At 76.3% G+C, this 25,810-nt stretch carries 13 protein-coding genes; all 13 read left to right on the top strand.

Going from position 1 to position 25,810, the window contains the following annotated elements:
* Positions 1–190 precede the first annotated feature (190 nt).
* Genes RMN57_RS07625 through RMN57_RS07565 form a run of 13 tightly spaced genes read left to right on the top strand, consistent with a single transcriptional unit; the run spans position 191 to position 25,792 of the window.
* A complete protein-coding gene (locus RMN57_RS07625) occupies positions 191–826 on the top strand; it encodes a hypothetical protein (protein ID WP_313762620.1) in 636 nt (211 codons plus the stop codon).
* Positions 823–1,110, top strand: a complete 288-nt coding sequence (locus RMN57_RS07620) for a LysM domain-containing protein (protein WP_313762619.1) — start codon at positions 823–825, stop codon at positions 1,108–1,110. The genes RMN57_RS07625 and RMN57_RS07620 overlap by 4 nt, the downstream gene beginning before the upstream one ends.
* 5 nt (positions 1,111–1,115) lie before the next feature.
* The gene (locus tag RMN57_RS07615) at positions 1,116–2,318 is read left to right on the top strand and encodes a hypothetical protein (protein ID WP_313762618.1); all 1,203 of its coding nucleotides are present in this window, start codon (positions 1,116–1,118) and stop codon (positions 2,316–2,318) included.
* Between the two features lie 6 nt (positions 2,319–2,324).
* On the top strand, positions 2,325–3,032 hold the full coding sequence (locus RMN57_RS07610; RefSeq protein ID WP_313762617.1) for a phage baseplate assembly protein V: 708 nt from the start codon (positions 2,325–2,327) through the stop codon (positions 3,030–3,032).
* Positions 3,033–3,446 carry a GPW/gp25 family protein gene (locus tag RMN57_RS07605; RefSeq protein ID WP_313762616.1) on the top strand — a complete coding sequence of 138 codons (414 nt, stop codon included), beginning with the start codon at positions 3,033–3,035 and terminating at the stop codon, positions 3,444–3,446.
* Positions 3,443–6,136: a hypothetical protein gene (locus tag RMN57_RS07600; RefSeq protein WP_313762615.1), complete on the top strand. Its 2,694-nt coding sequence runs from the start codon at positions 3,443–3,445 to the stop codon at positions 6,134–6,136. Before RMN57_RS07605 ends, RMN57_RS07600 begins: the two co-directional genes overlap by 4 nt.
* Positions 6,136–8,880, top strand: a complete 2,745-nt coding sequence (locus tag RMN57_RS07595; RefSeq protein ID WP_313762614.1) for a baseplate J/gp47 family protein — start codon at positions 6,136–6,138, stop codon at positions 8,878–8,880. Before RMN57_RS07600 ends, RMN57_RS07595 begins: the two co-directional genes overlap by 1 nt.
* Positions 8,877–12,410, top strand: coding sequence for a hypothetical protein (locus RMN57_RS07590; RefSeq protein ID WP_313762613.1), 3,534 nt, complete (start codon positions 8,877–8,879; stop codon positions 12,408–12,410). Before RMN57_RS07595 ends, RMN57_RS07590 begins: the two co-directional genes overlap by 4 nt.
* Positions 12,411–12,423: 13 nt before the next feature.
* Positions 12,424–16,725, top strand: coding sequence for a kelch repeat-containing protein (locus RMN57_RS07585; protein ID WP_313762612.1), 4,302 nt, complete (start codon positions 12,424–12,426; stop codon positions 16,723–16,725).
* A 5-nt stretch (positions 16,726–16,730) separates the two neighbouring features.
* Positions 16,731–17,549, top strand: a complete 819-nt coding sequence (locus RMN57_RS07580) for an aminoglycoside adenylyltransferase domain-containing protein (protein ID WP_313762611.1) — start codon at positions 16,731–16,733, stop codon at positions 17,547–17,549.
* Entirely contained in the window at positions 17,543–19,300 is a 1,758-nt protein-coding gene (locus RMN57_RS07575; protein WP_313762610.1) for a glycosyltransferase family 2 protein, read from the top strand. The genes RMN57_RS07580 and RMN57_RS07575 overlap by 7 nt, the downstream gene beginning before the upstream one ends.
* Complete coding sequence (locus RMN57_RS07570) at positions 19,290–20,123, top strand: glycosyltransferase family 2 protein (protein ID WP_313762609.1); 834 nt, start codon at positions 19,290–19,292, stop codon at positions 20,121–20,123. Before RMN57_RS07575 ends, RMN57_RS07570 begins: the two co-directional genes overlap by 11 nt.
* Positions 20,120–25,792: a DUF4157 domain-containing protein gene (locus tag RMN57_RS07565; RefSeq protein WP_313762608.1), complete on the top strand. Its 5,673-nt coding sequence runs from the start codon at positions 20,120–20,122 to the stop codon at positions 25,790–25,792. Before RMN57_RS07570 ends, RMN57_RS07565 begins: the two co-directional genes overlap by 4 nt.
* The last annotated feature ends 18 nt before the right edge of the window (positions 25,793–25,810 follow it).

Genomic DNA, 25,810 nt, shown 5'->3' with positions numbered 1-25,810 from the left:
CTCGACGGCCGATTCGCGGGCTCCCCGGCGCCGCGTCGACCGAAACGAGCGATTTGCGCCTTTCGCGTGTACCTCGGCGCGGTCCGTTGCGGCGGGCGGTTCGGGTACGTCAAGCTGACGCCCACTCAGCGGCCCCGGCGGCGAACCGGCCGGCGGGCCGACCGCATCGCATCGAGACAGGGGCTGCGTGGTGCCGGCACTCAAGGGGGCCTTCGTCAAGTTCGACGCGGGGCTGCTCGGGGGGCTGCCGAACATCGTGCTGTTCCAGTTCAACCCGGAGACGGTGAGCCGGACCCCGGGCCTGGCCTTCCCGCCCGATCCCCCCGACGGTTCCGGCCCCGCCCCCGTGAACCAGCCGGGCGAGCCCGACGAGGCCATCTCGTTCACGCTGCGTCTCGACGCCACCGACCAGTTGGCCGGCGGCAACCCGATCGCCCTGGCCAGCGGGGTGCTGCCCGCGCTGTCGGCGCTCGAACTGCTGATGTACCCGCAGGAGTCGCTGGCGACCTCGCTGTTCGGCGGCGGACCGCAGCCGTACCGCAGCCCGCCGGCACAGTTGCCGACCGTGCTGTTCTTCTGGGGCCCGTACCGGCTCATCCCGGTCACCGTCACCAACCTCTACGTCACCGAGCGCGAGTACGACCGGATGCTCAACCCGATCCGGGTCGAGGTGAACGTCTCCCTGCGGGTGCTCACCCCGGTCCGGCTCCCCGCGGACGCCAAACTCGCCATCGGCGCGTACAAGTACACCCAGTCCGTGCGCGAGGTGATGGCCGCTCTCAACCTGGCCAACGTTGCCGGAGACCTGCTGGGGGCCCTTCAGTGACCGATCCCGGCAGCCGGTACGCCGAGGCCGCACGGCGCAGCCGCCTCGTCACCACGGAGGACGGCCGCGTGCACGCGGTGCTGCCGATCCGCTTCGTCCCGCCCACCAGCGGCTGGTACCGCCACACCGTCATCGAGGGCGACCGGCTCGACCTCCTCGCGGCGCGCTACTACGGGCGTGCCGACCGGTTCTGGCTGATCGCGGACGCCAACCCCGGCGTTGATCCCGAGGACCTGCTGACGCCCGGGGCCCGGATCACCGTCCCGCCGGACCGGGCGGGGTGACGGCGGTGCCGGAGAAGGCCTTCCAACTGCGCTGCGGCGGTGCGCCGGCCGTCGACCTCCACCCCGACGTCGAGTTCGTCGAGGTGGACGACAGCGTCGACGGCAGCTTCTTCACGGTCCGCCTGCGACTCACCGCCGGGCCCGACGGCGAATGGAGCCACCTGTCGGACGAGCGGTTAACGCCGTTCGCGCCGTTCGGGGTGGACCTCGGTTTCACCGGTGGCGGTGGTCCCGCCGGAGCCGTCGGCGGCCTGCTGGGCGGTGGCGCCCCGGGGCCGGAGCCGCTGGCCGAGGGCTACGTGGTCGGCGCCACCGTGCGGCTGACGGGCCGTGACGCCCATCTCGACGTGTTCGGGCAGGACCCGTGGGCCGTCCTCGGCCAAGAGGAGAAGGCGGTGGCCTGGCCGGACCTCGCGGACTCTGACATCGCCAAGCAGATCCTTGAGGCGGCCGGCTTCGAGGCCGACATCACGCCCACCGCCCCGCTGCGCGAGGCGGCCGGGACGACCGTTGTCCAGCGTGGCACCGACGCCGCCCTTCTGCGGGCGATCGCCCGTCGCAACGGCTTCGAGGTGCGGTTCGTCGCGGGGAAGGGCCCGGCCCGCTGCCGGTTCGGACCGCCCGCGCTCGGCGGCTCGCCGCAGCCGGACCTCGCCGTCCGGTTCGGCGCGGCCGGCAACCTGCGCTCCTTCGAGGCCACGCTCGACGGACGCCTGCCGCTCGCGGTCCGTGCCGAGCAGGTGGCCCCGGAGACCAGGGGGACGGCCGTCGCCGAGGCGGCCCTCCCCGCCCAGCGCCTCACCGGCCGGACCACCCTGGCCGACCTGGCCGGGGGCGCCCTGGCCCGGGCGGTCCGGCCGCTGCGCGCTCCCGGCACCCTGCTGCTGACCGCCACACCGACCGCCGACCCGTCCGAGCTGAGCCGGCAGGCCCAGGCGGCCCGGGACGAGGCGGCCTGGCTGGTCGACGCGGTCGGCGAGATCAACAGCGACGCGTACGGGCACGTGCTGCGGGCCGGCCGGACCGTGCTCGTCAAGGGCGCCGGATCCCTGCACAGCGGCCTGTACTACGTGACCCGGGTCGTCCACCGGATGCGGCCGACCGGCGAGTACCTGCAACGTTTCGAGGCCCGCCGCAACGCGGTCGGGCTGGACGGCACCGAGGCGTTCGGCGGCGGGGCCCCGGGCCTGCCACTGCCGGGACTGTGAGGCGCGGTGGAACCCCTGGAGCACGTGGTCGCCCGGTTGGTCGAGCGGGTCGAGGGACGGTACTTCGGCAAGTACCGGGGCATCGTCAGCGACGTCGACGACCCGCGGGCGCTGGGCCGGGTCCGGGTGCGTGTGCCGCACCTGACCGGGGACGTCGAACTGGGCTGGGCCCTGCCGTGCCTGCCGTACGGCGGGCTGCCCGGTGAGGGGCTGTTCACCGTCCCCGGCAAGGGCGCGGGGGTCTGGGTGGAGTTCGAGGGCGGCAACCTCGCCTACCCGGTGTGGACCGGCAGCTGGTGGGCCACCGGCGAGGTGCCGAAGGGCGCGGGACCGGCGCAGAAGGTGCTGCGCAGCGCCAAGGGCCACGTCGTCGTGCTCGACGACGAGGAGGAGACCCTCACCGTCACCGACGCCAACGGCAACAGCGTCACCATGGACTCCGCCGGAGTCGTGATCGAGGACGTCGGCGGCAACACGATCACCATGGACGCGGGCGGCATCACCATCGGCGGCTCCACCGTGACCATCGGGGAGCAGGCCACCGACCACCTGGTCGGGCATGCGGCCCTGAACACCGCGCTGCAGGCGCTGGTGCAGGCCCTCGCCACGCACACACACGGCTTCAGCGGGCCCGCCGGGTTTACCAGTCCGCCGGTCGTCCCGATCGTCCTGGGCCTGGACGCGGCCAAGTCCCGGCACGAGGTGGAGCTGTAGATGGCCGTCACCCCGGAGCGTCACCTCGCCGTCCCGTTCGACCTCGCCCCTGGCGGCGGCCTGCGCACCTGCGGCCCGGAGCAGCACCTGCGCGACCTCGTCCTGCAGGTCCTGCTCACCGAGCCGGGCGAGCGCGTCAACCGGCCCGACTTCGGCTGCGGAGTGCGGCGCCTGGTCTTCGCCGGCGGCGACGAGATCCAGCGCGCCACCACGCGGTTCCTCATCACCCAGAACCTCGACCGCTGGCTCGGCGACCGGCTGCGGGTGGAGCAAGTCGATGTCCGGGCCGATCCGGGGGCCGAGGAGGTGCTGCGCGTCACGATCGTGTATGTCGTGAAGCAGACCGGCACCCGGCAGGCGCTCTCCGTGGCCGCCGGCGCCGGCGGCCTCGTCGCGACGGAGGCCGGGCTGTGAGCGGGCGGCCCGCGGGACCGGGCAGCGCGAGGGTTCCGGCGCCGCCGCTGGCGGGCGCCCGTCCGCTGCTGCGCGCAGGCATGGTGGGGATCGCCCGGGTCGACGTCGTGGACGCCGACCCGGCCGCCGGTAAGCCGCCGCTGCTGGTCGTCCGCCTCCAGCCCGCCGACGCCGCCGACCGGGCGCCCTGGCTGCTCGACCGCGCGGGGTACGCCCTGTCCGGCGGTGCCCGGTTGCACCCGCGCATCACCGACGTCACCCCCACACCCGGCCGCCGGGACGAGGTGACCCTGCGGCTCGACGCCGAGGGCGACCGCGACGGCTACACCCTGGCCCTGGTGGGGGAGAGCGCCGACCCGTTCCACGGCACCGCCGGCCTGCGGTTCCGGCTGGACTGCGCCGGCACCGACTGTGCCACGGAACCCGCGACGGCCGCTCCGCCTGCGCCCGCCACCGTGCGGATCGACTACCTGGCACGCGACTTCGAGGGGTTCCGCCGCGCCCTGCAGGACTTCGTGCCGACCCGGGCCCCCGGCTGGGCGGAGACCAACGAGGCCGATGCCGGCGTCATGCTGCTGGAGCTGTTCGCGGCCACCGCCGACGGCTTCAGCTACGTCCTCGACAGGGTGGCCAACGAGGCCTTCCTGGACACTGCGACCGAACGGCGCTCGGTGGCCGGACACCTTGCCCTGATCGGGTGCCCGCTGGACGAGGGCGCCTCGGCCGAGACCGTGCTCCAGTTCCGGGTGAGCCACTCCCACCTGCTGGTGTCGGGCTTCGCCGTCCGGCAGCAGGACACTGCCGGTGCGGGGCCGGGCGGCGACGGCGACGGCCGGGACGGCGCGGTGTTCGAGACCGTGGCGGATGCCCTGCTGCTGCCCGCGCACAATGAGCTCACCCTCTACGACTGGGACAGCCCCGACGGCTACCTCCCCTCCGGCGCCACCTCGGCGCACCTGGTAGGCGACCTCCCCGCGCTGGTGGCCGGCGATCTCCTCGCCCTGTGCGACACGGTGACCGGCCGGGCCGAGGTGGTCCGGCTCGACCGGGCACCCGACCGGCTCCCGCCGTCCGCCTTCGGCGCCAACGGGACGCCGGCGCTCACCCGGGTCACCTGGAGCCGCGACACCGCGCTCCGGCGCGACCGCCCCGTCCGGCGGACCGTCGTCCGGGGGAACCTCGTTCCGGCGAGCCACGGCCTCACCCGGCGCGAGCGGATCGTGCTCGCGGCGCCGGGCCGGGGCGGCGGCGGGACCACCGCCGGAGCCGCCGGGACGAGCGCGTGGGCGACCGCCCGGCCCGCGGTGGCGGTCCCGGCCGGCGTCGTCCTGGTGACCGTCTGGGGGCTGGCGGACGGTCAGGACGTCGTCGTGGTGGTGGTGTCGCCGCTGGGCGAGCGGACCGTGCACACCGTCGACCAGGACGGCCCCGGCGGAGTGGACGGCTTCCCGGTGCCCATCGTCCCGGACGCCCCGGCGGGGCCGTGGCGGGCCCTGATCGGCCGCACCGTCGAGGAGGCGCTGACGGCTCCGCAGGCCGTAGCCCGGTGGGAGGTCCGGCCCGCAGGCGCCCCGGCGGCGCCGGACGCCCCGCCCCCGCGGCTCCGCGTGCCCGTTCCCGGCGCCCCGCTGGGCATCGACGCCGCCGGCCGGCCGCAGCTGCAGGTGGTGATCGACGGCACCGAGTGGCGGTGGGCCCCGACCCTGCTCGACAGCGGCCCGCGCGACCGCGTGTTCACCCTGGAGTTCGGCGACGGCGGCACCGCGACGATGCTGTTCGGCCAGGGCGGGGCGGAGCCGGCCGGCCGGGGCGCGTTCGGACTGCGCCCGCCCGACGGCGCCGTCGTCGACCTGCGCTTCCGGGTGGGACTCGGGACCGGTGGCAACGTCCCCGCGGGAACGCTCACGGTCCCCGCGGACCAGGAGGCGGACCAGGCCGGTGCCCGGACCGGGCTCGGCGGTTGGCTGCTCTCCGTCGACAACCCCGTTCCCGCCACCGGCGGCCGCGACCCCCAGGACCTGGACGACGCGCGCCGGGCCGGCCCGGCCGCCGCGGGCCGTCGCGAGGTCGCCGTCACGGCGCGCGACTACGCCGACGCCGTCGCCGAGTTCGACCGCTCCGCGGGCGGCGGGCTGATCTCCCGGGCCGGTGCCGAGTTCCGGTGGACCGGTAGCTGGGTCGCCGTCGACCTCGTCCTGGACCTCGCCGGGGGTACCGAGCTCGACGACCGGCTGGCCGCCGAGCTGCTCGCCTTCCTCGACCGGCGGCGCCTGGCCGGCTACGACCTTCGGCTGCTGCCCGCCCGCGACCTGCCGCTCCAACTGGCCCTCACCGTCTGCGTCGAGCCCGGATTCCTGGCCGGCGCGGTCGGGCAGGACGTCGCGGCGGCCCTGCGCCCCGGCGTCCGGGCCGACGGTTCGCGCGGCCTGTTCGACCCGGAGCACCTGAGCTTCGGCGACCCGGTGCTGCTCAGCCGGCTCCACCTCGTGCTGTCGGCCGTGCCCGGCGTCCGGTCCGTCACGGTCGATGTGCTCGCCCCGCTCGACTCCGCCACACCGGACGCGGACACCGCCCTGGTGAAGGCGACCGGGCAGCTCACCGTCGGCCGGGACCGGATCGCCCGGCTCGACGACGACCCCGCCCGCCCGGAGCGCGGCCGGCTCACCCTCGTCACCCGGGGAGGCAGCTGATGGCGCGGACCGACGGCTCACCCGTCGCCGGCGCCGCGGGCGTCCAGGCCCGCCGGCCGGAGAACCTGCCCGGTCGGAGCCGGGTGAACTACCGCCTCGGCACGTTCGAGACCTTCCGCCGGGCCATGCTCGACGACCTGTCGCTCCAACTGCCCGGCTGGCACGAGTCCGAGTCCGCCCCCGACCGCGCCACCGCGCTCGTCGACGCCTGGGCCTACCTGGCCGACAGCGCCTCCCTCTACGCCGAACTGGTCGCCAACGAGGCCTTCGTCGGCACGGCCACCCAGCTCGACTCGCTGCAGCGCCTGGCCCGCCTGGTCGGCTACCGGCCGGGCCCGGGCTCCGCCGCGCGGGTGCTGCTCGCCCTCACCATCGACCCGGCGCGGGCGGGGGAGGCGGTCACCGTCCGCCGGGGCACCCGGGTGGGAGGGCGGGCCGCGCCGGACCGGCTGCCGGTGGTGTTCGAAACCGATCAGGCGGTGGCCGCACGTGCCGAGCACAACAGCATCCCGCTGGCGGCCGCCGGTCCGGCCGACCAGTTCGCCCCGCTCGGCGCGCTCGCGGCGGTTGCGGCGCTGACCACGCCCGGCGCGCCGGGCCCGTCCGCCGGCCAGACGGCCGACTTCAACCGGATCGCCAACGACCTCGGGCTGGTCTTCCCACTCCTTGCCGGGGCCCTGCTGCAGACGGGGCGCCACCCCGCACCCGGTCGGCCGCCGACGCCCCCGCCCGACCCGGCGGAGCAGGCCCTGCCCGACGCAACGAGCGACCTGCGCCGCACGGTGCACGTGGCCGGCACCGGGATGCGGCTCCGGGCCGGCGGCCACGTGCTGGTCTTCGACCGTTTCGACGAGGACGGAGTGCCGGTCGGGGAGGGGCTGCTCCGCGAGATCGCCGAGGTCCGGGAGGACCGGCGGGCTGGGCTCACCGCACTGACCTGGGTCGAGGACGGGACCGTCTACGCCACGGCACCGGGCACGGCCCCGGCCGTCTACGCGCTGCGGGAGACCGCGCTCCCCTTCGGCGCCGGCGCCCCACGCTTCGCCGACATGCCGAAGCCGCCCCCGCAGGGCTTCACGGACTGGGACGTCGACCCGGGCCGCTGGCTGCCCGACGAGGCCTTCGTCCTGCACCTCGACACCGTCGTCGCCGCCGCGGCGGCCGGGAACGACGCCGACCCCCGCTTCGCGGTCCTGCTCGACGTCAGCGGCGCCCGCCGCCTCTACCGCACCTTCCGTCTGACCGGCGCCGACACCGTCATGCACCTCGACTTCGCCCTCCAGGGCCGGGTCACGCGGCTCCGGCTCGCCTCCGCCGTCCCCGCGACGCGGTTCCTGCGGCGGGCGACCACCGTCCTGCTCTGCTCACAGCGGCTGCCGCTCGACGACCGCCGCCCGCTGCCCGAGCCGCTCGGCGGCGACCGGCTGCTCCTGGCAGGCCAGTACCCGGACCTCACCCCGGGACAGTCGGCCGTCGTCACCTCGACCGTCGCGGGCGAGCGCGGTGAGAGCACTCTCACCGAGGCCGTGTCCGTCGAGGAGGTGAGGGTGCTGGACGCCTCGAACCTGACCCTGGTCACGCTTCGCGCCCCGCTGACCCGTCTCCACCAGCGCTCCCGCACCGAGCTGCTGGCGAACGTGGTGGCGGCGAGCCACGGGGAGACCGCGCCCGCCGAGACGTTGGGCAGCGGGGACGGCACCGCCTGGCAGACCTTCCGGCTGCGCCGCGGCCCGCTGACGTACCTGCCGGACAGCGAGGGCATGCTGCGCAGCACCCTGCAGGTGAGCGTCAACGGGGTGCGGTGGACGGAGCGGGCCACCTCGGCCGACGACGGAACCTCGGAGGGAGCCGCCTTCACCGTCGAACACCCGCCGGGCGACGCCCCGGGCGCCGTCGTCCGCTTCGGCGACGGAAACTCCCGCCCGCCCACCGGCCGGGACAACGTGGCCGCCACCTACCGGTGCGGGCTCGGGTCCGACGGCGCCGTCCCGCCCGGGGGCGTGACCCGGCTCGTCGATGCGGTCCCCGGCCTGCGCGCGGTCACCAACCCGTTGCCCGCCGAGGGCGCCGCCGACCCGGAGACCGCCGACGGTATCCGCCGCAACGCTCCCGCCTCGCTGCGGACCCTGAACCGGGCGGTGTCCGTCACCGACCACACCGAGCTCGCCCTGGCCTTCCCCGGTATCGCCCGCGCCCGGGCGAGCACCGCCCCGGCCGGCGGCGAGGGCCTCGGCGTCGGCACCGAGATCCGCCTGACGGTGGCCCGGGCGGACCGGCAGCCGCTGACCGGCGACCACCTCACCCGGCTGCGCCGCTACCTCGACGCCCGCCGGGACGCGAACCAGCCGCTCCGGATCGTCGACTTCACTCCGGTCCCCGCCGACGTCACCGTGGTGGTCGACCTGGACGACCGCTACGGACGCCGGACCACCCTGGCCGCCGTCCGGGCCGCGCTCGTCCAGCGCACCGGCCCGGACGGCAGCCCCGGCCACCTCGCCACCCTCGGCTTCGGCGAGGCGCTGCGGGTGAGCGGGGTCTACGCGGCCGCGCAGGCGGTCCCCGGGGTGACCCGGGTCGTGGTCACCCGCCTCTGCGCCGCCGGTGCGGCCGGCGAGCCCGCCCCGCTCGACGTGCTGCCCGTCCCCGCGACCGGCCTCGTCCTGGTCGCGGACGACCCCGCCGACGGCGCCGGGCTGCGCGGCAGGCTCACCGTCCTGCTCGGCACCGGGGGGTACGCGGAATGAGCCACACCCGCGAGTTCTGGCTGGAGCGCCTCTACGCGCGGGTGCCGGCCTTCCACCGCGAGCAGGACCTGGCGATCGCCCGGCTGCGGTCGCCGGGCCTCGACGACCGGCAGGCCGTCGAACGGGCGCCGCTGCGCAGCCTGCTGCGGACGATCGCCGCTCAGGTCGCGGCGGTGCGCCAGGACCTCGACGACCTCTGGGACGACTTCTTCCTGGAGACCGCCGAGGACTGGGTGGTCCCCTACCTGGGCGCGCTCGTGGGGACGACGCTGCTGCCCAACCCGGTCGGGCAGAGCAACCGTCAGGACGTCCGCAACACCCTGGCCTGGCGCCGGGCGAAGGGCACGCCGGCGATGCTCGCGGGCCTGGCGCGCGGCACCACCGGCTGGGGCGCCGAGGTCGTCGAGGGCTTCCGCACTCTGGCCTGGACGCAACACGCCGCGCACGTCCGCCTCGACCGTCCGCTGACCGCCGACCTGCGCGACCCGGTGGCGCTCGCGAGGCTCGGCACCGCCCATGACCCGCTCGCGCACCTGCCCGACTTCCGCACCCCCGGGCGTGCGGGAGCGAGCGGGCAGGGCGGGCGGTACGACCTCGGCACGGCCGTGACGTTCCTCCGTCCGCTGCAGACCTTTCCGCAACGCGGGGTGACCCCTGCCGCGGCGGCGCCGGGGGAGCCCGCCCCCGACCGCGCCCGGGCCTGCACCTTCGACACGCTGCACGAGGAGCTGCCGCTGTACGGTGCGGACGGGCTGCCGGTCGACCCGGTGGCGTTCGCCGCGGACCCGGCGGCCGTCTTCGGGCCGGAGCGCGCCTTCGTCGTGCGGCGCTCCGGAGTACCGCTCGCACTGGCCCCGGCCCGCGGCGGCGGGGACGGCGAACCGGACGCCGGCGGCCGCGGCCCCGGCGCAGCCGCGGACTCCGAGCCCGAGGAGGACTTCGCCTTCGGCGCCCCCGAACCGGAGACCAGGCTCCACCCGACGGAGGGGATGCGCGTCCTGGACCCGACGGTGTTCCGGCGGCCCGCCGAGCACTTCACGGTGTCGGCGCTCTGGTACCCCGACGGCCCGGGCCCGGTCGAACCGGTCCGGCTGGGCGCGGTCGCGACCTCGCTGCTGCCCGACAGCGCCCGGGCCTTCCGCACCGACCGGCCGCTGGGCGGAGCCGGCCGGTTGGTGCTGCGCATCGAGACCGGCCGCCCCGACCCGCTGCCCGGTTGGGCCGGCCTCGGCACGGCCGATGCGGGCCGTTTCCCGGCCTGCGAGCTCGCCGTGCGCGACGACCGGCCGCCGCGCGCCGCCCGGCACGGCGGGGTGCCCTCGGCCGCCGGCCGCTACGCGGGCGCGGTGACCGTCCACCTGCCGGAGGTGTTCGTCTGGCCCGGCCGACCGGTCGACCTGCTGGTCGCCTCCGACGGTTCGACGTACCGGGCCGAGCCGCCGGCCGACCCGGCTGCGGGTGGCCCGCCCGGCCGGGGACGGCTCGCCCGTGCCTCGGACGGCCAGGCCTGGCCGTCCGCCGGGGCCGCCCGACCGGTGTCCTGGCCCCACCGGCCCGACGGCGGCGTGCACCGGGTGCGCGGGCTCGCGGTGGCCGACCGCACCCGGTTCACCGGGCTGCCCGGCTTCGTCGTGGAGGTCCACGAGCTCGCCGCCGTACCGCAGCTGGCCGGAGCCCTGGTGACCGCCGACACCCCGGTGACGGACGAGCACCGGGCCCGGCTCGCCGTCCCGCCCGGACTGACCGACTGGCCCGCCTTCACCTTCCTGCCGAGCCGCGACGCCGTCGCCGACCGGATCCCGGTCGAGCGGACGGCGCTGGTCGTCCTGGAGATCCGCCCGCTCACCGCGCCCGGCCCGGGGGAGGCACCCGCGGTGTGGCCGATGTGCGAACTGGTCGTCACCGACCGGGCCGGCGGCGCGCTGCTCGCCTACCTGCCCGAGGCCGACCCGGTCACAGACGGCGACGGCGACGGCGACGGCGGCCCGGTGGCGCGGTTCGCGCTCGGCGCCGACGGCTCCGGCTGGACGGTTCCCGGCGGGATGCGGCCGGGCGCCCCCGGGATGCTGCCGCCGGGCTCGGTGCCCGCCCGCGCGGCCCAGGGACAGGTCCTGCCGCTGGAGGGCGCCGTGCCGCTGCGCCGCCGTCGCGTCGTGCACGGTCCCGCCCGCTCCGGGGAGCTCGGGGTCGACCCGGCCCGCGGCGTGTTCTGCCTGGCACCGGACGACCCGCTGGTCGCCGTCGCGCCGGACGAGCGCGACCTCACCGTCGACTACATCGAGGCCTACAGCGGCCCGGTCGGCGCCCGCGGCGTCCGGACCGCGCCGGCCGCGGCGGAGGGCGGCGAGTCCGGGGCCGCACCCACCCGGATCGTCTCCGCCAGCGGTGACGCCGCGGTCCGGCTGCCGTTCGGCCGGATCCACCGCACCCCGGCCGAGGCGGTCGCCGCGGCCGACGCGCTGTGGGCGGCGACCAGGGCCCCCGTCGACGAGGTCATCGAGATCGTCGACAGCGCGAGCTACGCCGGTCCGGTCACGCTCGACTTCGGACGGCTCGGCCCCGCGGCGGCGAGGCTGCGCAGGCACGTCACCATCCGCGCCGGCGGCCCGGCCGGGGCGGCCCGGCCGTGCCTGCTACCGGACGCCACGGCCGCCGACGCCGCGCTCGTGACGGTGCGCGGCACGACCGGCGTCGACGCCGTCCGGGCGCTCTCCGTCGACCACGAGCTGCACCTGTCGGGGCTGCTGATCGGCGGCCGGATCCGGTTGGCCGACGGCTTCCTGACGGCACTGCGGCTCGACGCCTGCACGCTCCACCCGCCGTCCGACGGCCCGCTCGGCGAGGCCGCCGTCCGGTGGGACGACGCCGACCCCGACCACCAGGCCGAACTCGCCTTCACCGCTTCGATCCTGGCCGGGGTCCGCACCGGCCCCGGGGTGGCGCTGGTGACCGGGACGGACTCGGTGCTCCACCGGACCGCCCCCGGACAGCGGCCCGGCCTGGCCCTCGGCGGTCCGGACGCACCCGGCCGGACCCCCGCGGAGGAGGCCGGCGATCCTGCGGGTGACCGCCCGGCCCGGCTGGTCCGGCTGCACCGGGTGACCGTGCTGGGCCGGCTGCGGGCCGAGGAGCTGGAGGCGGACGAGGCGCTGCTCGCCGGTGTGGCCGTCACGGACACCCGGCAGAGCGGCTGCCTGCGGTTCAGCCGGGTCGAGCCGGGATCGGTGCTGCCGCGCCGCCACCGGTGCGTCCCCGGGGACGACGATCTCGCCCGCGGCGACACCGCGGCGCCGTCCTTCGGGTCGCTGCGGCCGCGCTCGGCGCTGTTCGCCTCACTCGGTGACGCCTCCTCGCCCCTCGTCCTCACCGCCTCCGGGACCGGGGACGAAGTGGGCGCCCTCGCCGGGAGCCACAGCGGTCTGCGGCGCGCCAACCTCGCGGCCAAGCTGGCCGAGTTCCTGCCGGCCGGACTGCGGCCGGTGATCGTCGTCGAGGACGGGGCCTCCGTCCGTCCTCCCGGGACCGTCTAGAAGGAGCCGCAGCATGAAGGCCGATTTCTCCCGACTGCGTGTCGACGACGTGTCGGGGGACGAGTGGTTGCAGCAGCAGGGCCGGGTCTGGCTCGACTCCGACTGGAACGAGGCTGCGCTCGCCCGTCTGCGCCGCCTCGAACACCACGTGCGCGACCTGGTCGGCCGCCGGGGGCGCCCCGCGGCGGGGCGCGCGTTCCAGCTGGGCGACGGCGGGAACGGCGTGCTGACCATCGGCGGCGGCGCCGGGGTGGCCGGCCGTTTCTACCTCGACGGACTCCAGGCCGCCAACCCGGCCCCCACCACGTACACGACCCAGCCGGACTACCCGAACGCACCGCCGCTGCCGCTGCCGACCGGGCCGGCCACGGGCTGGGAGCTCGTCGGCGACCTGGCCGCGCCGCGGGCCGGGCACGGCTCGGCGCTGGTGCACACCGACCCGGACGACACGGAGGGCCACGGCATCGTCCTGGTCTGCGGCGGCACGGTCGCCGGAGCGGCCACCGCGACCGCGGAGCTGTTCCACCCGGACACGGCGCTCTGGTCGGGGACCGGGGCGATGACCAGCGCCCGGACCGGGCACTCGGTCACCGACCTGTTCGATGGGAGGGTCCTGGTCGTCGGCGGGATCGGGCCCGCCGGTGTCACGCTCGCGTCCGCGGAGATCTACGACGCCTTCGAGGGCACCTGGACGGCGGTGGCCGCGCCCGAGATGGCCCGCTCCGGCCACACCGCCACCCTGCTGAGCGGAGGCCGCGTGCTGGTCGCCGGCGGTCTCGGACCTGCCGCGGGTCCGCTCGGCGGCGCTCCCGGAACCCTCGGCGACCCCGTCGCCGAGGCCGAGATCTACGATCCGGACAGCGACACCTGGACCACGGCGGCCGCCATGACCGTGCCGCGCGGCCGCCACGCCGCCGTCCGGATCGGCCGCACCCCGGGCCCCGACCAGGTCCTCGTCTGCGGCGGCTTCCGCGGCGGCGGTGCCGTCGCGTCGGCCGAGATCTACCATGCCGCGGCCGACGAGTGGCGGGCCGTGCCCGACCTCGCCACGGCGCGGACGGGGCACACGGCGACCGTGCTGAGCGGCGGCCACGTCCTCGTCGTCGGCGGTGCCGCGGCCGAACTGCCGCTGAACTCCTGCGAACTGTTCGACCCGGACGCCGGCGCCTGGCGATCGGCGGCCCCGATGGCCGCCAACCGCACCGGGCATGCCGCCGTGCGGCTGGCGGGCGGGCAGGTCCTGGTCACCGGCGGGCACCGCGGCGACCGCCCGCTGGCCTCGACGGAGCGCTACGATCCCGGCGCCAACCACTGGACGGCGGGCAGCCCGCTCGCCGAGGCGTGCGCCTGGCACCAGGCCACGGTGCTCGACCACGGTTCCGTGCTGGTGAGCGGCGGGACCAGTGAACCGTCCGCGGCGATCGGTGCCGGAGGGGAGATCCCGACCACCGAGCTGCTCGACCCGGTCGGGACCACCACGGCCGTCGCCTACCTGGAGGTCTGGCGACGCCTCGTCGGTTTCCTCCAGGAGGACCGCCGGGAGTCCGCGCTCGGCGGTGCGGACACCACCGTGCAGCTGCGGACGGTCGCCCAGGTCAAGGTCGTGCGGGTGCCTCCCTCCCACCTGCCCGACGAGCTCGACTGCGAGCACGCCGTGGGCTACCTGCCGGACGACGGCGCCGCGAGGCTCTCCACCGTCGTCGCCGCGGCCACGCAGGTGAGCGACCCCTGCGACACCGCCGCGGACGGCGGGTACTCCGGGCGCCAGAACCGCCTCTACCGGGTCGAGATCCACGACTCCGGCGAGATGCTCGGCGCGCTGGCCCCCGGGGCCGTCCCGCTGGCCGCCGACGCGTCCGGCGGCGAGCGGGAACTGAAGGTCGGCGAGCTCACCGCGGTCCAGCGGGCCGCCCTGCTGGTCGGCAGCTGGGAGCTGGTCGACAAGTCCGCCTTCCTGGAGGAACGCGAGGTGGTGTCGATCGCCGAGGTGGACGCCACCGGCCGGGTGCGGCTCAGGACGCCGGTCCGCCGCGGCTTCTACCGGGCGGCGGACGGCGCGGCCCTCGTCCCCCGGCGGGACGTCGCACGGCTCGCCGAGCCCGCTGCCGCCGGGGCCCTCTCGCTGCGCCTGGTAGTCGGGGAGGGGCCGAGCCCCGCGGAGTCCGCGGCCGGCCGGCTCACCCGCCGCGGCTGGTTCCTCCGCGACGGCCAGACCACCGAGCCGGTGGCCGTGACGAGCTACGACCAGGTGACCGGCGTGGCCAACCTGGCCGAGCCGCTCCGCACCGGGCACGGGGTGAACGCCGAACTTGTGCCCCGGGCCCGCTACAAGTGGTCGGCGGACAACGCTGGGTTCGCCACCGCGGTCACCGCCGTGCTGCGCTCGGACCTCACCGCGGCGAGCACCACCGTGCGGGTCGGCAGCCTGGGCCGTGACCGGGCCGGGCAGCTGCGCGTCGGGGACCTCGTCGAGATCGCCGGCGACTCCGACGAACTGGGCCCGGGCCGCGGCCTGCTGTGCCGGATCGCCGCCGACCCGGACCCCGACACCCTCACCGTCACCCTGGACGCGGCCGACCCGCTGCTCGTCCCGGAGCGCGGCGCCGGGATCCGGGCGGACCACGTCGTGTTGCGCCGGTGGGACGGCGTCGGGTTCGTCGGACCGGAGGACGTCGACCTCGGCGAGGGGGTGAAGATCGGCTTCAGCGGCTACGACTTCCGGGCGTCCTCCTACTGGTGGTTCACGACGCGGGCCCGCGACGCCTCGGTCGAGGCCCTGGACGGCGTCCCGCCGCACGGCGTGCGACGGCACCGTACGCCGCTCGCCGTCCTGCACTGGCGCAGCGACGACCAAGGCGGGGTCGTCCTGGACCGGGTGGTCGACTGCGCGCCGGTGTTCGACCCGCTCACCGGCCTCCAGGCCCGTCACATCGCCTACGACCCCCGGCGTACCGGCCTCGGCGACACCGTCCAGGAGGCCATCGACGCGCTCGCCCCGCAGCACCACGCCCGGGTGGCGCAGAACGGCATCAGCTGGCGCAACGACCGGACGCTGCCGCTCACCCGGCTGAACGACGGCCTCACCGTGGACTTCACCGAGCCAATGGCCGAGACCACGCTCACCGACCGCACGGTCGAGCTCTGGCTGCACGTGCCGGACGACGACGACCCGCTGGTCCACGCGGTGCGGGTGCCCTGCGTGGTCACGCCCGGCCGTCGGCAGCCACCTCCCGTGGGGGGCCTTCGCCCGACCGGCGCCGACCGGGTCACCTTCCGCCCCAGGACTCCGCTCGACCCCGTCCGCGTCGGGCAGTGGCTGGGCCGGCTGCGGGCGATCCAGGGCAGCCCGGCGCTGCGCGTGGACGTCGTCCTGCACAGCGCGAAGATCCTCGACGCGGCACGGAAGCGGCCGCTCGACGGGACGGTCTTCGGGCGGCTCGTCCAACAGGGGTACGACACCGTGACCGCCCTGCGCCTGCCCTCCGGGAACGGCCGCCCGGGTGGTGACTTCGAGAGCTGGTTCTTCGTCGCCGCGCCCCCGGCGCCGGTCCGGGTCACCCGGCTCGACCCGCCGAACCGGGAGCCCGTGGACCGCTTCCCGGAGGCGGTCCACGTGATGTTCAGCAAGGACGTGCTCCTGGCCGACGTCAGGGCCGCCGGCAACGTCGTCATGCGGGGGCCGAACGGCGCAGCGCTCGCCGTCCGGGTCGACCCGTTCCCGTTCGACGCCGCGGCCGAGACCTGTTCGGGCATCACGATCACCCCGACGGACCCGAAGTGGGGCGGTCAGGGCAAGCACGACCTGACCCTGTCGAACCGCATCCACGACGTCGACGGGCTCGCACTCGACGGGAAGCGTGACGGCACCTCCGGCGACTTCACCGCGACCTACTTCTTCCTCCCGCAGACCCCCGTGGGGCCGGTGCCGGTCCGCGTCGCCTCGATCCGGCCGGCCGGCGGGGTGACGCTGGAGCAGTTCCCGGCGGTGATCCGGCTCGAATTCACCAAGCTGGTGCGGTTGGACACCCTGAACCGGCAGACCGTCGAGATCCTGCAGACCAATCCCGACGACCCGCTCGGTCTCGGTGATGTGGAGGGCAGCATGGTCCCCTTCGGGGAGGCCCGGCCGGGCCTGGTCAAGGGCTTCACCTTCGCGCCCGCGGACCGCGACTCCCTGATGTCGCCCGGGCTGTTCATCGTCGACCTGCGCCACGACCATGGCACGGTCATCCTCGACGAGGACGGGCTCGTCCTCGCCGGAGACAACGAGGTTCAGCCGTTCAGCTCCGACTTCACCGTGCGGCCCGAGCAGTGAGGGTGGTGCGCGGCCGTCCGCCGCTCATCGGGCTGCTCGACCCGGCCGCCGACCGGTACCTGAGGGCCTGCGTCGAGCTCCTGCGGCGCGCCCCGGGCACCGAGCTGATCGGGGCCTACCTCTACGGCTCCGGGGTGATCGGCGAGTTCCACCCCGGGCGCAGCGACCTCGACGTGGTGGCCGTGGTCGCCGACCCGCTCCCGCGCGGGGCCGCGCTCGCGCTCGGGCAGCAGATCGCGGAGGAGCCGCGTCCGTTCGCGGTGAAGGGGATGGACCTGGTGGTCGTGACCGGGGCCACCGCGGTCGGAGGGTTCCCCGTGCCCCGGTACGAGCTGAAGCTGCTCACCTTCCACGGCCGGGCGCGGACGGCGGAGGACGAGCCGGGCGGCGACCGGCGGCTGGTGATGCACTTCGCCTGCTGCCGCGACCACGGGATCGCCCTGGCGGGCCCGCCCCCCGTCCAGGTCTTCGCCCCGGTCGACCGCCGGACCTACCTGGGCGCACTGCGGGCCGAGCTCTCGCTGCGCTGGATGCCCTCGCACTACCGGGTGCTCAACGCCTGCCGGGACTGGCGGTACGCCGCCGAGAGCGTCATCTGCTCGAAGGTCACCGGCGGCCGGTGGGCGCGCGAGCGGATCCGCGATCCCTGGCTCGTGGACGCGGCACTGCAGTGGCAGATCGACGGCGCGGGACCGGTCCTGGACCTGGTCGAGGTGGAGGAGTTCCTGGCCGAGACGGCCGGCCGCCTCGGCGCGGCCGCGGCACCGCCGGCGGTGGTCCGGTCCGGCGCCGTGCCGCCCGGCGGAAGGGGAGCGGCATGGTGACGGACGAGCGCCTGCGGCCCGAGCAGGTGGCCCGGCGGCTGGCGGGTGCCCTGGAGCTCCCCCCGGCCGGGCCGGGCGCTCCGCGGGTCTCGTGCGTCCTGGTCGGCGGCGACCCGGCGGCGACCGCCCGGGCGATCCGGCTGTTCGCCGAACAGGACTATCCGGAGCGCGAGTTGGTGCTGGTCCTGCCCGGCGGAGAGGGGCCCGGCGGGCGCGTCGCGGAGCACGGCGGCGGAGCGCCCGTCCGGACGGTCGCGGTGCCCCGGGGCGCGGAGGCGTCCGCCGCCCGGGACGCCGGCTGCGCGGCTGCTCGCGGGCCGCTGATCGCGCTGTGGGAGTCCGACACCTGGTACCCGGCCTGGCGGCTGCGCTACCAGGCCGCCGCGCTGTCCGGCACCGGGTGGGAGCTGTCGGCGACCGCCTCGGCCGTCGTGTGGGATCCGGTCGCGGGCGAGAGCTGGGTCGGGGACGCCGCGCCGTGGTTCTCCCCGCCGGTCCTGTTCGGCGCGACGATCTGCCTCACCCGGCAGGCCTGGGCGGCCCGTTCGCTCGCCGCGCGCGGCGGGGCGGTGGCCCGGGCCGGCGGTCACTTCGTCCTGGGCCTCCCCGGGACGGCGTTCCACGTGCCGCGCGGCGCGCACCTCGCGGTCCTGGTCCGCCCGGGGGGCCATCAGCCCGAGGCGGGCCATGCGGCCTACCCGCGGGGCAGCGCCGAGCTCCTGCTGGGCGCGGCCGCGGCGCTCGACTGGGGGACGGGTCCGAGCCCGGCCGTGCGCCGGCCGGCACCGCCCGTGCAACCCGCGTCGCCCGTGCCCGTGAAGCCCGGGCGGGACGAGCCCGGAGCCGGGAGGGTCGTGCCCGGGGAGCCCGCGCCCGACGAGCCCGCGCCACCGCGGGCCCGGCCGGTCGCGCCGGTGGCCCTCGGCGGAACGGCCCGGCCGCTGGTGTCCTGCGTCATGCCGACGTTCAACCGGCGCCGCTTCGTCGAGCAGGCCCTGCGCAAGGTGGCCCGACAGGACTACCGGCAGCTCGAACTGGTCGTGGTGGACGACGGATCCGAGCCGATCGAGGACCTGCTGGCGGGGCTGGGGTGGGCGCGGTACGTCCGCCTCGGTGAACGGGCGACGATCGGGCGCAAACGGGACATCGCATGCGAGACGGCCCGGGGCGACGTCATCGTCCAGTGGGACGACGACGACTGGTACGGCCCGCAGCGGGTGAGCCGGCAGGTCGAGGACATCGTGCGCGGGACCGCCGACGTCTCCGGGATCGGGATCAACCTGATGCTGGAGGTGCGGACCATGCAGCTCTGGTCGACCAGGGAACAGGCTGCGGCCGCACCGCGCTACGCACCCGTCGACTCGCTGGCGGGCGGAACCCTCGCCTTCACCCGGGACTGCTGGCGGGAGGTCGGCGGCTACCCCGACGCGTCGGTCGGCGAGGACCTCGGCCTGCTGCGACGCTTCGCCGACGCCGGGGCGCGCATCCAGGGCGTCAGCAACCGGGACGCCTACGTCTACATCCGGCACGGGCGCAACTCCTGGCGGTTCGACTTCACCCCGGACGACGGGCCGGCCGGCTGGCGCCGTTCCGACGGCTTCGGCCCGCTGACCACCGAGGACCTCGCCTTCTACGCCTCGCTGGACTCGGCCGGAACCCTTGAGGCGGCCGACTCCGCGGCGACCCCCGACACCCGCCCCGACGCCGATCCCGAAGCAGTGCCCACCGGGAGTGCCGCCGATGCCGACTGAACCGCCCCTGGTCACCTGCGTCATGCCCACCCGGGACCGGCGCGGGTTCGTCGCGCAGGCCCTCGCGTGCTTCCTCGCCCAGGACTACCCGGCCCTGGAACTCGTCGTGGTCGACGACGGGCGGGACGCGGTGGCCGACCTGATGCCCGACGACCCCCGCGTGCGCTACCTCCGGCTGCCGCACACCCGGTCGATCGGAGCCAAGCGCAACATCGCGGTGCAGGGCGCGCGCGGCGAGATCGTCGTCGGCTGGGACGACGACGACTGGCACGGGCCGGGCCGGATCTCCGCCCAGACCGCCCCGTTGCTGGCCGGTACGGCGGACCTCACCGGCCTCGGCACCCCGGTCTTCCTGGACACCCGGACAGGGTGGTTCTGGGAGTGCGACGACCCGCAGTGGTGCCTCTTCGCGGGGCAGGTGATCGGCGGAACGCTGGCCTTCCCGCGCAGCTGGTGGCTGACCAGCGGAGGGTTTCCCGACACATCCCTCGGCGAGGACGTGCACTTCGCGGCGGCGGCGCTGCGTCGGCACGCCCGGCTCGTCGCGATGCCGGCGGACGGCCGGTTCCTGTGCGTGCGTCACCCGGGCAACACCTGGGGCTTCGACGCGGGCGGGCTCGGCGACCACGACGGGCGCGGCCCATGGCGCCGCGTGCCACCACCGGACTGGCTGCCGGAGCCGGACCGCGGCTTCTACGAACGGCTGCGGCCCTCCGGCGGGACCGCGGACAGTTCGCCCCCGGCGGCACCACCCGCGGTCGCCACCCTGGCCGCCGCAGCCTCGGCGGCACCGGTGGGCCGGCGTAGGGGCCCCCGCCGGTGACCGGCGAACGGGCACCCCGCGCCTACGACGCCGCGCCGTCCACACACCGCCACCGTGCGGAGGCCGTCGCGGACCTCCTGCGCGCCGCCCCGCGCGGGGCGGACGGGGAGGCGGCCGAACGGCACGCGGACGCCGTCGCGGAGGCCCTGCTCCCGCTCGTCGAGACCGCCCTGCTGACCGGTCCGCAGCCGGCTGCGCCCGCCGCCCCGCCCACCCGCCGGGCCGACGGCCGCGAACGGGATCCGGTCCCGCCCACCGGGCGACCCGCCGAACCCGAGGCCGCCGCCGGCATCGGCACCCCTGGTGAACCGCTGTCGCCCCCGCTGCGGGAGGCGGCGCAGGCCGCGCTCGGGGTGGACCTGGAGCCGGTACGCCTCCACCGCGGCGCGGCGGCGGAGGACACCGCGGCGGCGCTCGGTTCCCGGGCCTACGCCTTCGGGGCGCACGTCGTCCTCGGCGCAGGCTGGGACGGCCCCGGAACGGCATCCGGCCGTCGACTGCTCGCCCACGAGCTCGCCCACGTCGCCGTCCAGGCCCACCAGTGCCAGGCCCGCGTGCAGCACGAGACGGCCGCGGCGGTGCGGGCACCGGCGGAGGACTTCGATCCGGCCGACACCGGCAGCGACCCGGCGAGGCTCATCGGAGCGATCCCCGGGATCTTCTCCGGCCTGAAGACCATCAGGCTCGACGAGAATGCCCGGGCCGCCGGTGTGTCGCGAAGCGTGCTGCAACCCGCGGGGTGCTTCGTGTACACGGAGAACTACATCGTGGTCCTCCGCCCGGACGGTGCCGTGCGCGAGGTGTTCGAGCAGGACACCTCGAAGTCGGTGATGTTCGACGCACCGGTCCTGCTCCTGTCGGAGGCACGGACCGGGCTGATCTGGTTCGTCGGCCTTCGGGGCGGGACCATCGCCATCCAGTCGTTCCGCCGCTACGCCACGGTGCCGAAACCCGACCGCCCGGGCGGGGAGAGCGTGCTCCTTGCCTTCCTGCCCGGCGTCATGATCTCGTCGGAGCTGGCCCGTTCGCTGCGCCGCCGTGCGCGGGGCGGGTCCGGCACCGGGGCGGAGGCCCCGGAGTGGGCGCGGGGCGCGACGGCCAGCCTGCGCAAGCGCCGGACCGGGGGTGCCGGGACCGCTGGCGAGGGTGCCGGTGGGGGTGCGCGCGGGGAGGGCACCGGCGGCGGGGGCACCGCCGACCGCTCCACCGGCGCGGGTTCCGGTGCCTCCGGATCCGGCACCGGCCCGGCCGCCGGAACGCCGGCCGACGCCACGCCGCTGCGCGGTCCGGCGACGTACGAGGCCGGCGTGAGCCGGACCGGGGTGCCAGAACTCAGGATCACGATCGATCGGGCGTCCACCACGGTCCCGCTCCGTCAGGACGAGTCGGAAGCCTCCCTCGACCGGCGGGTGAAGGCCGCCGAGCAGGCGCTGCAGGAGTCCCGCGACCCGAGCCGGCCCGGGCGGGTCGCCGGCCGGGCCGACACCTCCAACTTCGCGCCGCCACCCCCGGGCACGACCGGGGTGGTGGTACCGCCGGAGGACGCCCAGGACCAGGCGCGCGCCTCGGCCGGCCCCCGGACCCCCGGGGAGCACCCGCCGGGTGGGCGCGCCGGCGCGAACGCCCCGGGCTACCCGGCGAAGATGACCATGGTGGGCACGCCGGCCGAGGAGGCGGCGGTCAGCAGCCCGGCGGCGACCAACCGGTTCGCCATGGAGCTCGACTACGCGGCCCTGTCCAACGGCGTGCAGGACGAGGTCTTCAACCGGATGCAGACCGTCCAGTTCTACTGGGAGATCATCGAGGTCACTGGCAGGCCCGACGCCGCCGAGAAGAACCGGACCACCCGGGTCGGGGAGGGCAGCGCGAAGTCGGAGTGGGACGCCCTCGGAGCCAACCTGACCCGGGACCAGGCGGCGATCGCCGAGGACCAGGCGAACGACCTCGCCATGATGCGCGATCAGCAGTGGCCCTGGCCGGCCCGCGCCTCCTACCTCGCGGTCATCGGGCTGTCGAACAACGTCCGCCTGCTCGGGTCGGTCGCCGGGAGCTTCCTCGACACCGTCACCAAGCCGTTGGAGGAGCGCGCCATCAGCTTCGACCACGAGGGCGACTTCCTGGTGCGGTGCGTCGCCACCCCGCAGTGGTCGGACGCGGCGGTCGCCGATCCGGAGCACCACGTGCTGCGCGCGTCGAGCTTCGCCGTCAAACCGGTCCGGATCTCCTCCCTCGGCAGCCGAGCCGCCGAGGGCGCCGACCGTGAGGCGAGCTCGCTCGCCGCGGCCCGGGCGGAGCTGGAGAAGGCGCTCGCCTCCGGCGACCCTCGGCGCATCGCGAGGGCCCGGGCCGAGCTCGCCCGGCTGGTCGCCGCCGCCCGGGTGAGCGGCTTCGAGACCTACACCAGGACGGTCTCCGCGCTCCGCGGCCGGCTGGACGCCGCCCGACGGCTGCGGGACCACCGCGCGCGGCACACCCCGGTGTCGGAGCTGGCGGACGACGAGGTGACGCTCGACATCGAGCTCATCCAGACCGGCAGGCTGGTCGACGACGTCATCGCCGAGACGGAGCGGCAGCTCACCCACGTCGCCGGCGAGGGCGGCTCGCACGAGCGGTGGGTGCGGGAGCAGTACGGCCGGTTCTCGCCGGTCGGCGGGGTCACCGACTTCCGGCCCAGACTGGCCCTCGCCAGCGAGGAGAACGGCCAGGTCACCGAAGTCCGGACGATGCTCGGCGAACTGAGGGAGTCGCGCGAGGGTGACCGGCGGTGGGCGCTGGTCGACATCACCTCCGCCGGCGGCCGGGACGTCCACGTCGGGTGCAGCGCGCTGCCCGGCCACGCCGGCCAGGTGGCCGCGATCCGGGACGCCTTCCGGGTGCTCGCCGAGAACTCCGGGTACGGTCGCGGCACGCTCGCCATCCGGCTTCCGCAGGAGCTCACGGCGGCCCTCGGTGCGCCCGTCCCGATCGAGGCCGCGATGCGGTCTGCGCCGGGTGCCCACGACCGGGTCATGCAGCGGCTGCGCGACCTCGCGATCGTCGCGGAGATCGCCGGGGTCTTCGCGACCGGGGGCCTGGCCCTGGCGATCGGCGTCGCCGGCGGCCTCGCGGGTGCCGTCACCGCCATCGACTCGCTGGCCCGGCGCTACCGGACCGACCACACCTGGGAGCTCTCGACGGTCTTCGACGTCCTGGGCGTGGTCGGCGGCATCGCCTTCACCCTCTCCGTGGGCACGGTGATCGCCCGGAACATCGCCGAGACCGGTGGGGCGGCCGGAAAGCTGCCGAGCTGGATCAACCGGGTGGAGCGGACCGAACGGGGCCTCCACATCCACGGGGTCCTCACCAACGGCCTCCAGATCACCGTCCTCATCCCGCTCCAGCTCGCCCTGGAGTGGAACGAGATCGACCACGCCGAGGGCCTGTCCGAAGGCGAGCGCGACTCACGGCGGGCGCGGGCCCTGCTCGGCGCGCTCAGGTCGGGGGCGATCACCGTGGTGACCGCGGGTGGCGGGCTCGGGCTGGACAGGCGGCCGGGCGCCGGCGGTGCCGAGGCACCGCTGCCCCGCGGCACCGGAGCACCGGAGGCGCAGCACCTGGCCGACGGCAGCGGACCGCCCCGCCCGCCGGTGCGCGAGGGCGCCGCCCCGGGCGCCCGCCCCGAGGCGGGCCCGGCGGCCCGGGCGGAGGGTGGTGCCCCCGCCGGGGCGGGCGGGCCGGCGGAGACGGCCGTCGCCGACCAGGTGGCGCGGGCCCGCGAACTGGCCGCGGGCCGGCTCGCCGCCGACCGGCGGGCCGCCGCGGCCGCCGAGCCACGGGCGGCCGGCCCGGAGCACGAGCAGGAAGGGGCCGGCGAGCCGCGGACGGCGGCCGGCACCACTCGGGGGACACGCCCCCCGGTGGAGCGCCCGGGCGACGTGAACACCGCCGAACGCGACGCCGCCGTCCGCATCCTCGGCGTGCGGCTCGGGCAGGAACGTCCGCCCGGGCCGGCCGACCCGACGGCCCCGCGGCCCCGACCCGGAGCCTTCGGCGGCCGGACCACCTCCGGCGAGCAGGCCGTCGCCACCTACGACCAGGCGGTTGCGGCCGCCCGGGGCGCCGAGGTGGGTCTCTTCTTCAACCCCAACACCGGCGAGTTCGCGGTGCAGACCGGGACGGAGTTCTCGGTGCGGGCCCCGGCCGGAGACGGCTGGCAGGCGCTCGTCCACCTGCACCCCAACCCGGGGAACGTCATCGTCCGCCGGATGCCGGCCCCGGCCGACGTCGCGCTGGCGGTCCGTGCGGCCTTCCGAAGCGGCAGCCACACGGAGTTCGTCCAGTCGACCCGGCCCGACGGCTCGACCGGCATCACCCGGGTCACCGTGACGACGGACCCGGTGCGGATCGTGGTGGAGGTCCCGGCTGCGCCCGGCGAGCCCGCGCAGCGGATCGAGGTGGACTCGCCGGAGGCGTACAGCCGCGAGTACGGCGAGCGGACCACGTACGTCGATCCGACCAGCCCGGACTACCAGTGGATCGTGCAGGACCTCCACGACTACTACCGGCTGCGGGAGGAGGACGCCCGGAGCGAGGCCGGCCTCGGACCGGCCGAGTCCGCCGAGGCCGAGCCCGGGGAACGCACCGCCGCGGGGACGGCCAAACGTCGGAAGGCCGCCGAGGCGGCCGAGGCGGAGGCCCACGAGAAGACCGCCGCCGAGGCCAAGGCCGAGGCCACCGCGGAGATCGCCCGGTTGCGGGCGAGGCTCTACTACTGGCGGAGCACGGCCGGGAACGACCCGGCGGCCGCCGCCCACATCGACCACCACCTCGCCGTGCTGCGCGATCTCGCCGAGGCGGTGCGCCGCGGGCAGCCCGTGGAGGGCGTCCTGGCCGGAATCCGCGAGGACCTGCCGGAGCAGCGCAGCGCCCTGCGCCCCGTCGACGCCCCCCGGGCCAGGTCGCTGGCGGCCCGCGCCCGGCGGACGGCCCGCCGCTCGCGCGACCCGGAGGCGGTGGCGGAGCTCACCGCGATCGCGGCGGAGGCGGACCGGCTGGCGGCCAGGTTGGCCGCCGGCCCGGACCAGGACGTCCGGACCGCCTACGACATGCTCAACCGGCGGGCCAACCGGGCCACCAAACGGGACTTCGAGGTCTACATCGCCCTCGACCAGCCCGGCGAGCGGGCCCGCATGATGGCCTGGTTCGAGGAGAACCTCACACCCCTGAACGCCACCCCGGTGGGTGAGCTGTTGGTGCGCGACATCATGAGCCACCTGGAGACCGCCGACGCGCTGACGCTCGCGCAGTCCCCGCGCGCCGCGGGCGACAAGGTCGCGAGCACGGCGGCCATGCGCCGCCGGGTCCGCGAGGGGATCGAGGCCGGCGCCTACAGCGACCAGTACACCGCCCTGTTCCGGGCGGCCGTGCGGGACGCGGAGGCCCAGGGCTTCACCGACGGGTGGCCGCGCACCGCCGACGGGCGGGTGTGGGAGGTGGACCACGTGGCCGAGCTCTGGCTGGGCGGCGCGGACGACGCCTCGAACTACCTGGCCCTGCCGCCCGCCGTCCACGACCAGAAGTCCACGATCCTCGGGCGGTTCCGCAAGGAGTTCCGTACCCGCAGTACCGCCGACGAGAGCGTCGACCTCCGGGAGACCGATGAGCCCGAGCCGCCCTCCCGCACGGACTGACCCCGGTGCGCCGATCCC

Source organism: Kitasatospora sp. CM 4170 (assembly GCF_032110285.1).
GTDB classification, from domain to species: domain Bacteria; phylum Actinomycetota; class Actinomycetes; order Streptomycetales; family Streptomycetaceae; genus Kitasatospora; species Kitasatospora aburaviensis.
This window is presented reverse-complemented; position numbering and strand designations above follow the sequence as displayed.

Bases quoted from the DNA above. Each gene is read 5' to 3' on its own strand.
- RMN57_RS07575 (WP_313762610.1), top strand. From the start codon at position 17,543: ATGGTGACGGACGAGCGCCTGCGGCCCGAGCAGGTGGCCCGGCGGCTG.
- RMN57_RS07595 (WP_313762614.1), top strand. From the start codon at position 6,136: ATGGCGCGGACCGACGGCTCACCCGTCGCCGGCGCCGCGGGCGTCCAG.
- RMN57_RS07605 (WP_313762616.1), top strand. From the start codon at position 3,033: ATGGCCGTCACCCCGGAGCGTCACCTCGCCGTCCCGTTCGACCTCGCC.
- RMN57_RS07590 (WP_313762613.1), top strand. From the start codon at position 8,877: ATGAGCCACACCCGCGAGTTCTGGCTGGAGCGCCTCTACGCGCGGGTG.
- RMN57_RS07570 (WP_313762609.1), top strand. From the start codon at position 19,290: ATGCCGACTGAACCGCCCCTGGTCACCTGCGTCATGCCCACCCGGGAC.
- RMN57_RS07585 (WP_313762612.1), top strand. From the start codon at position 12,424: ATGAAGGCCGATTTCTCCCGACTGCGTGTCGACGACGTGTCGGGGGAC.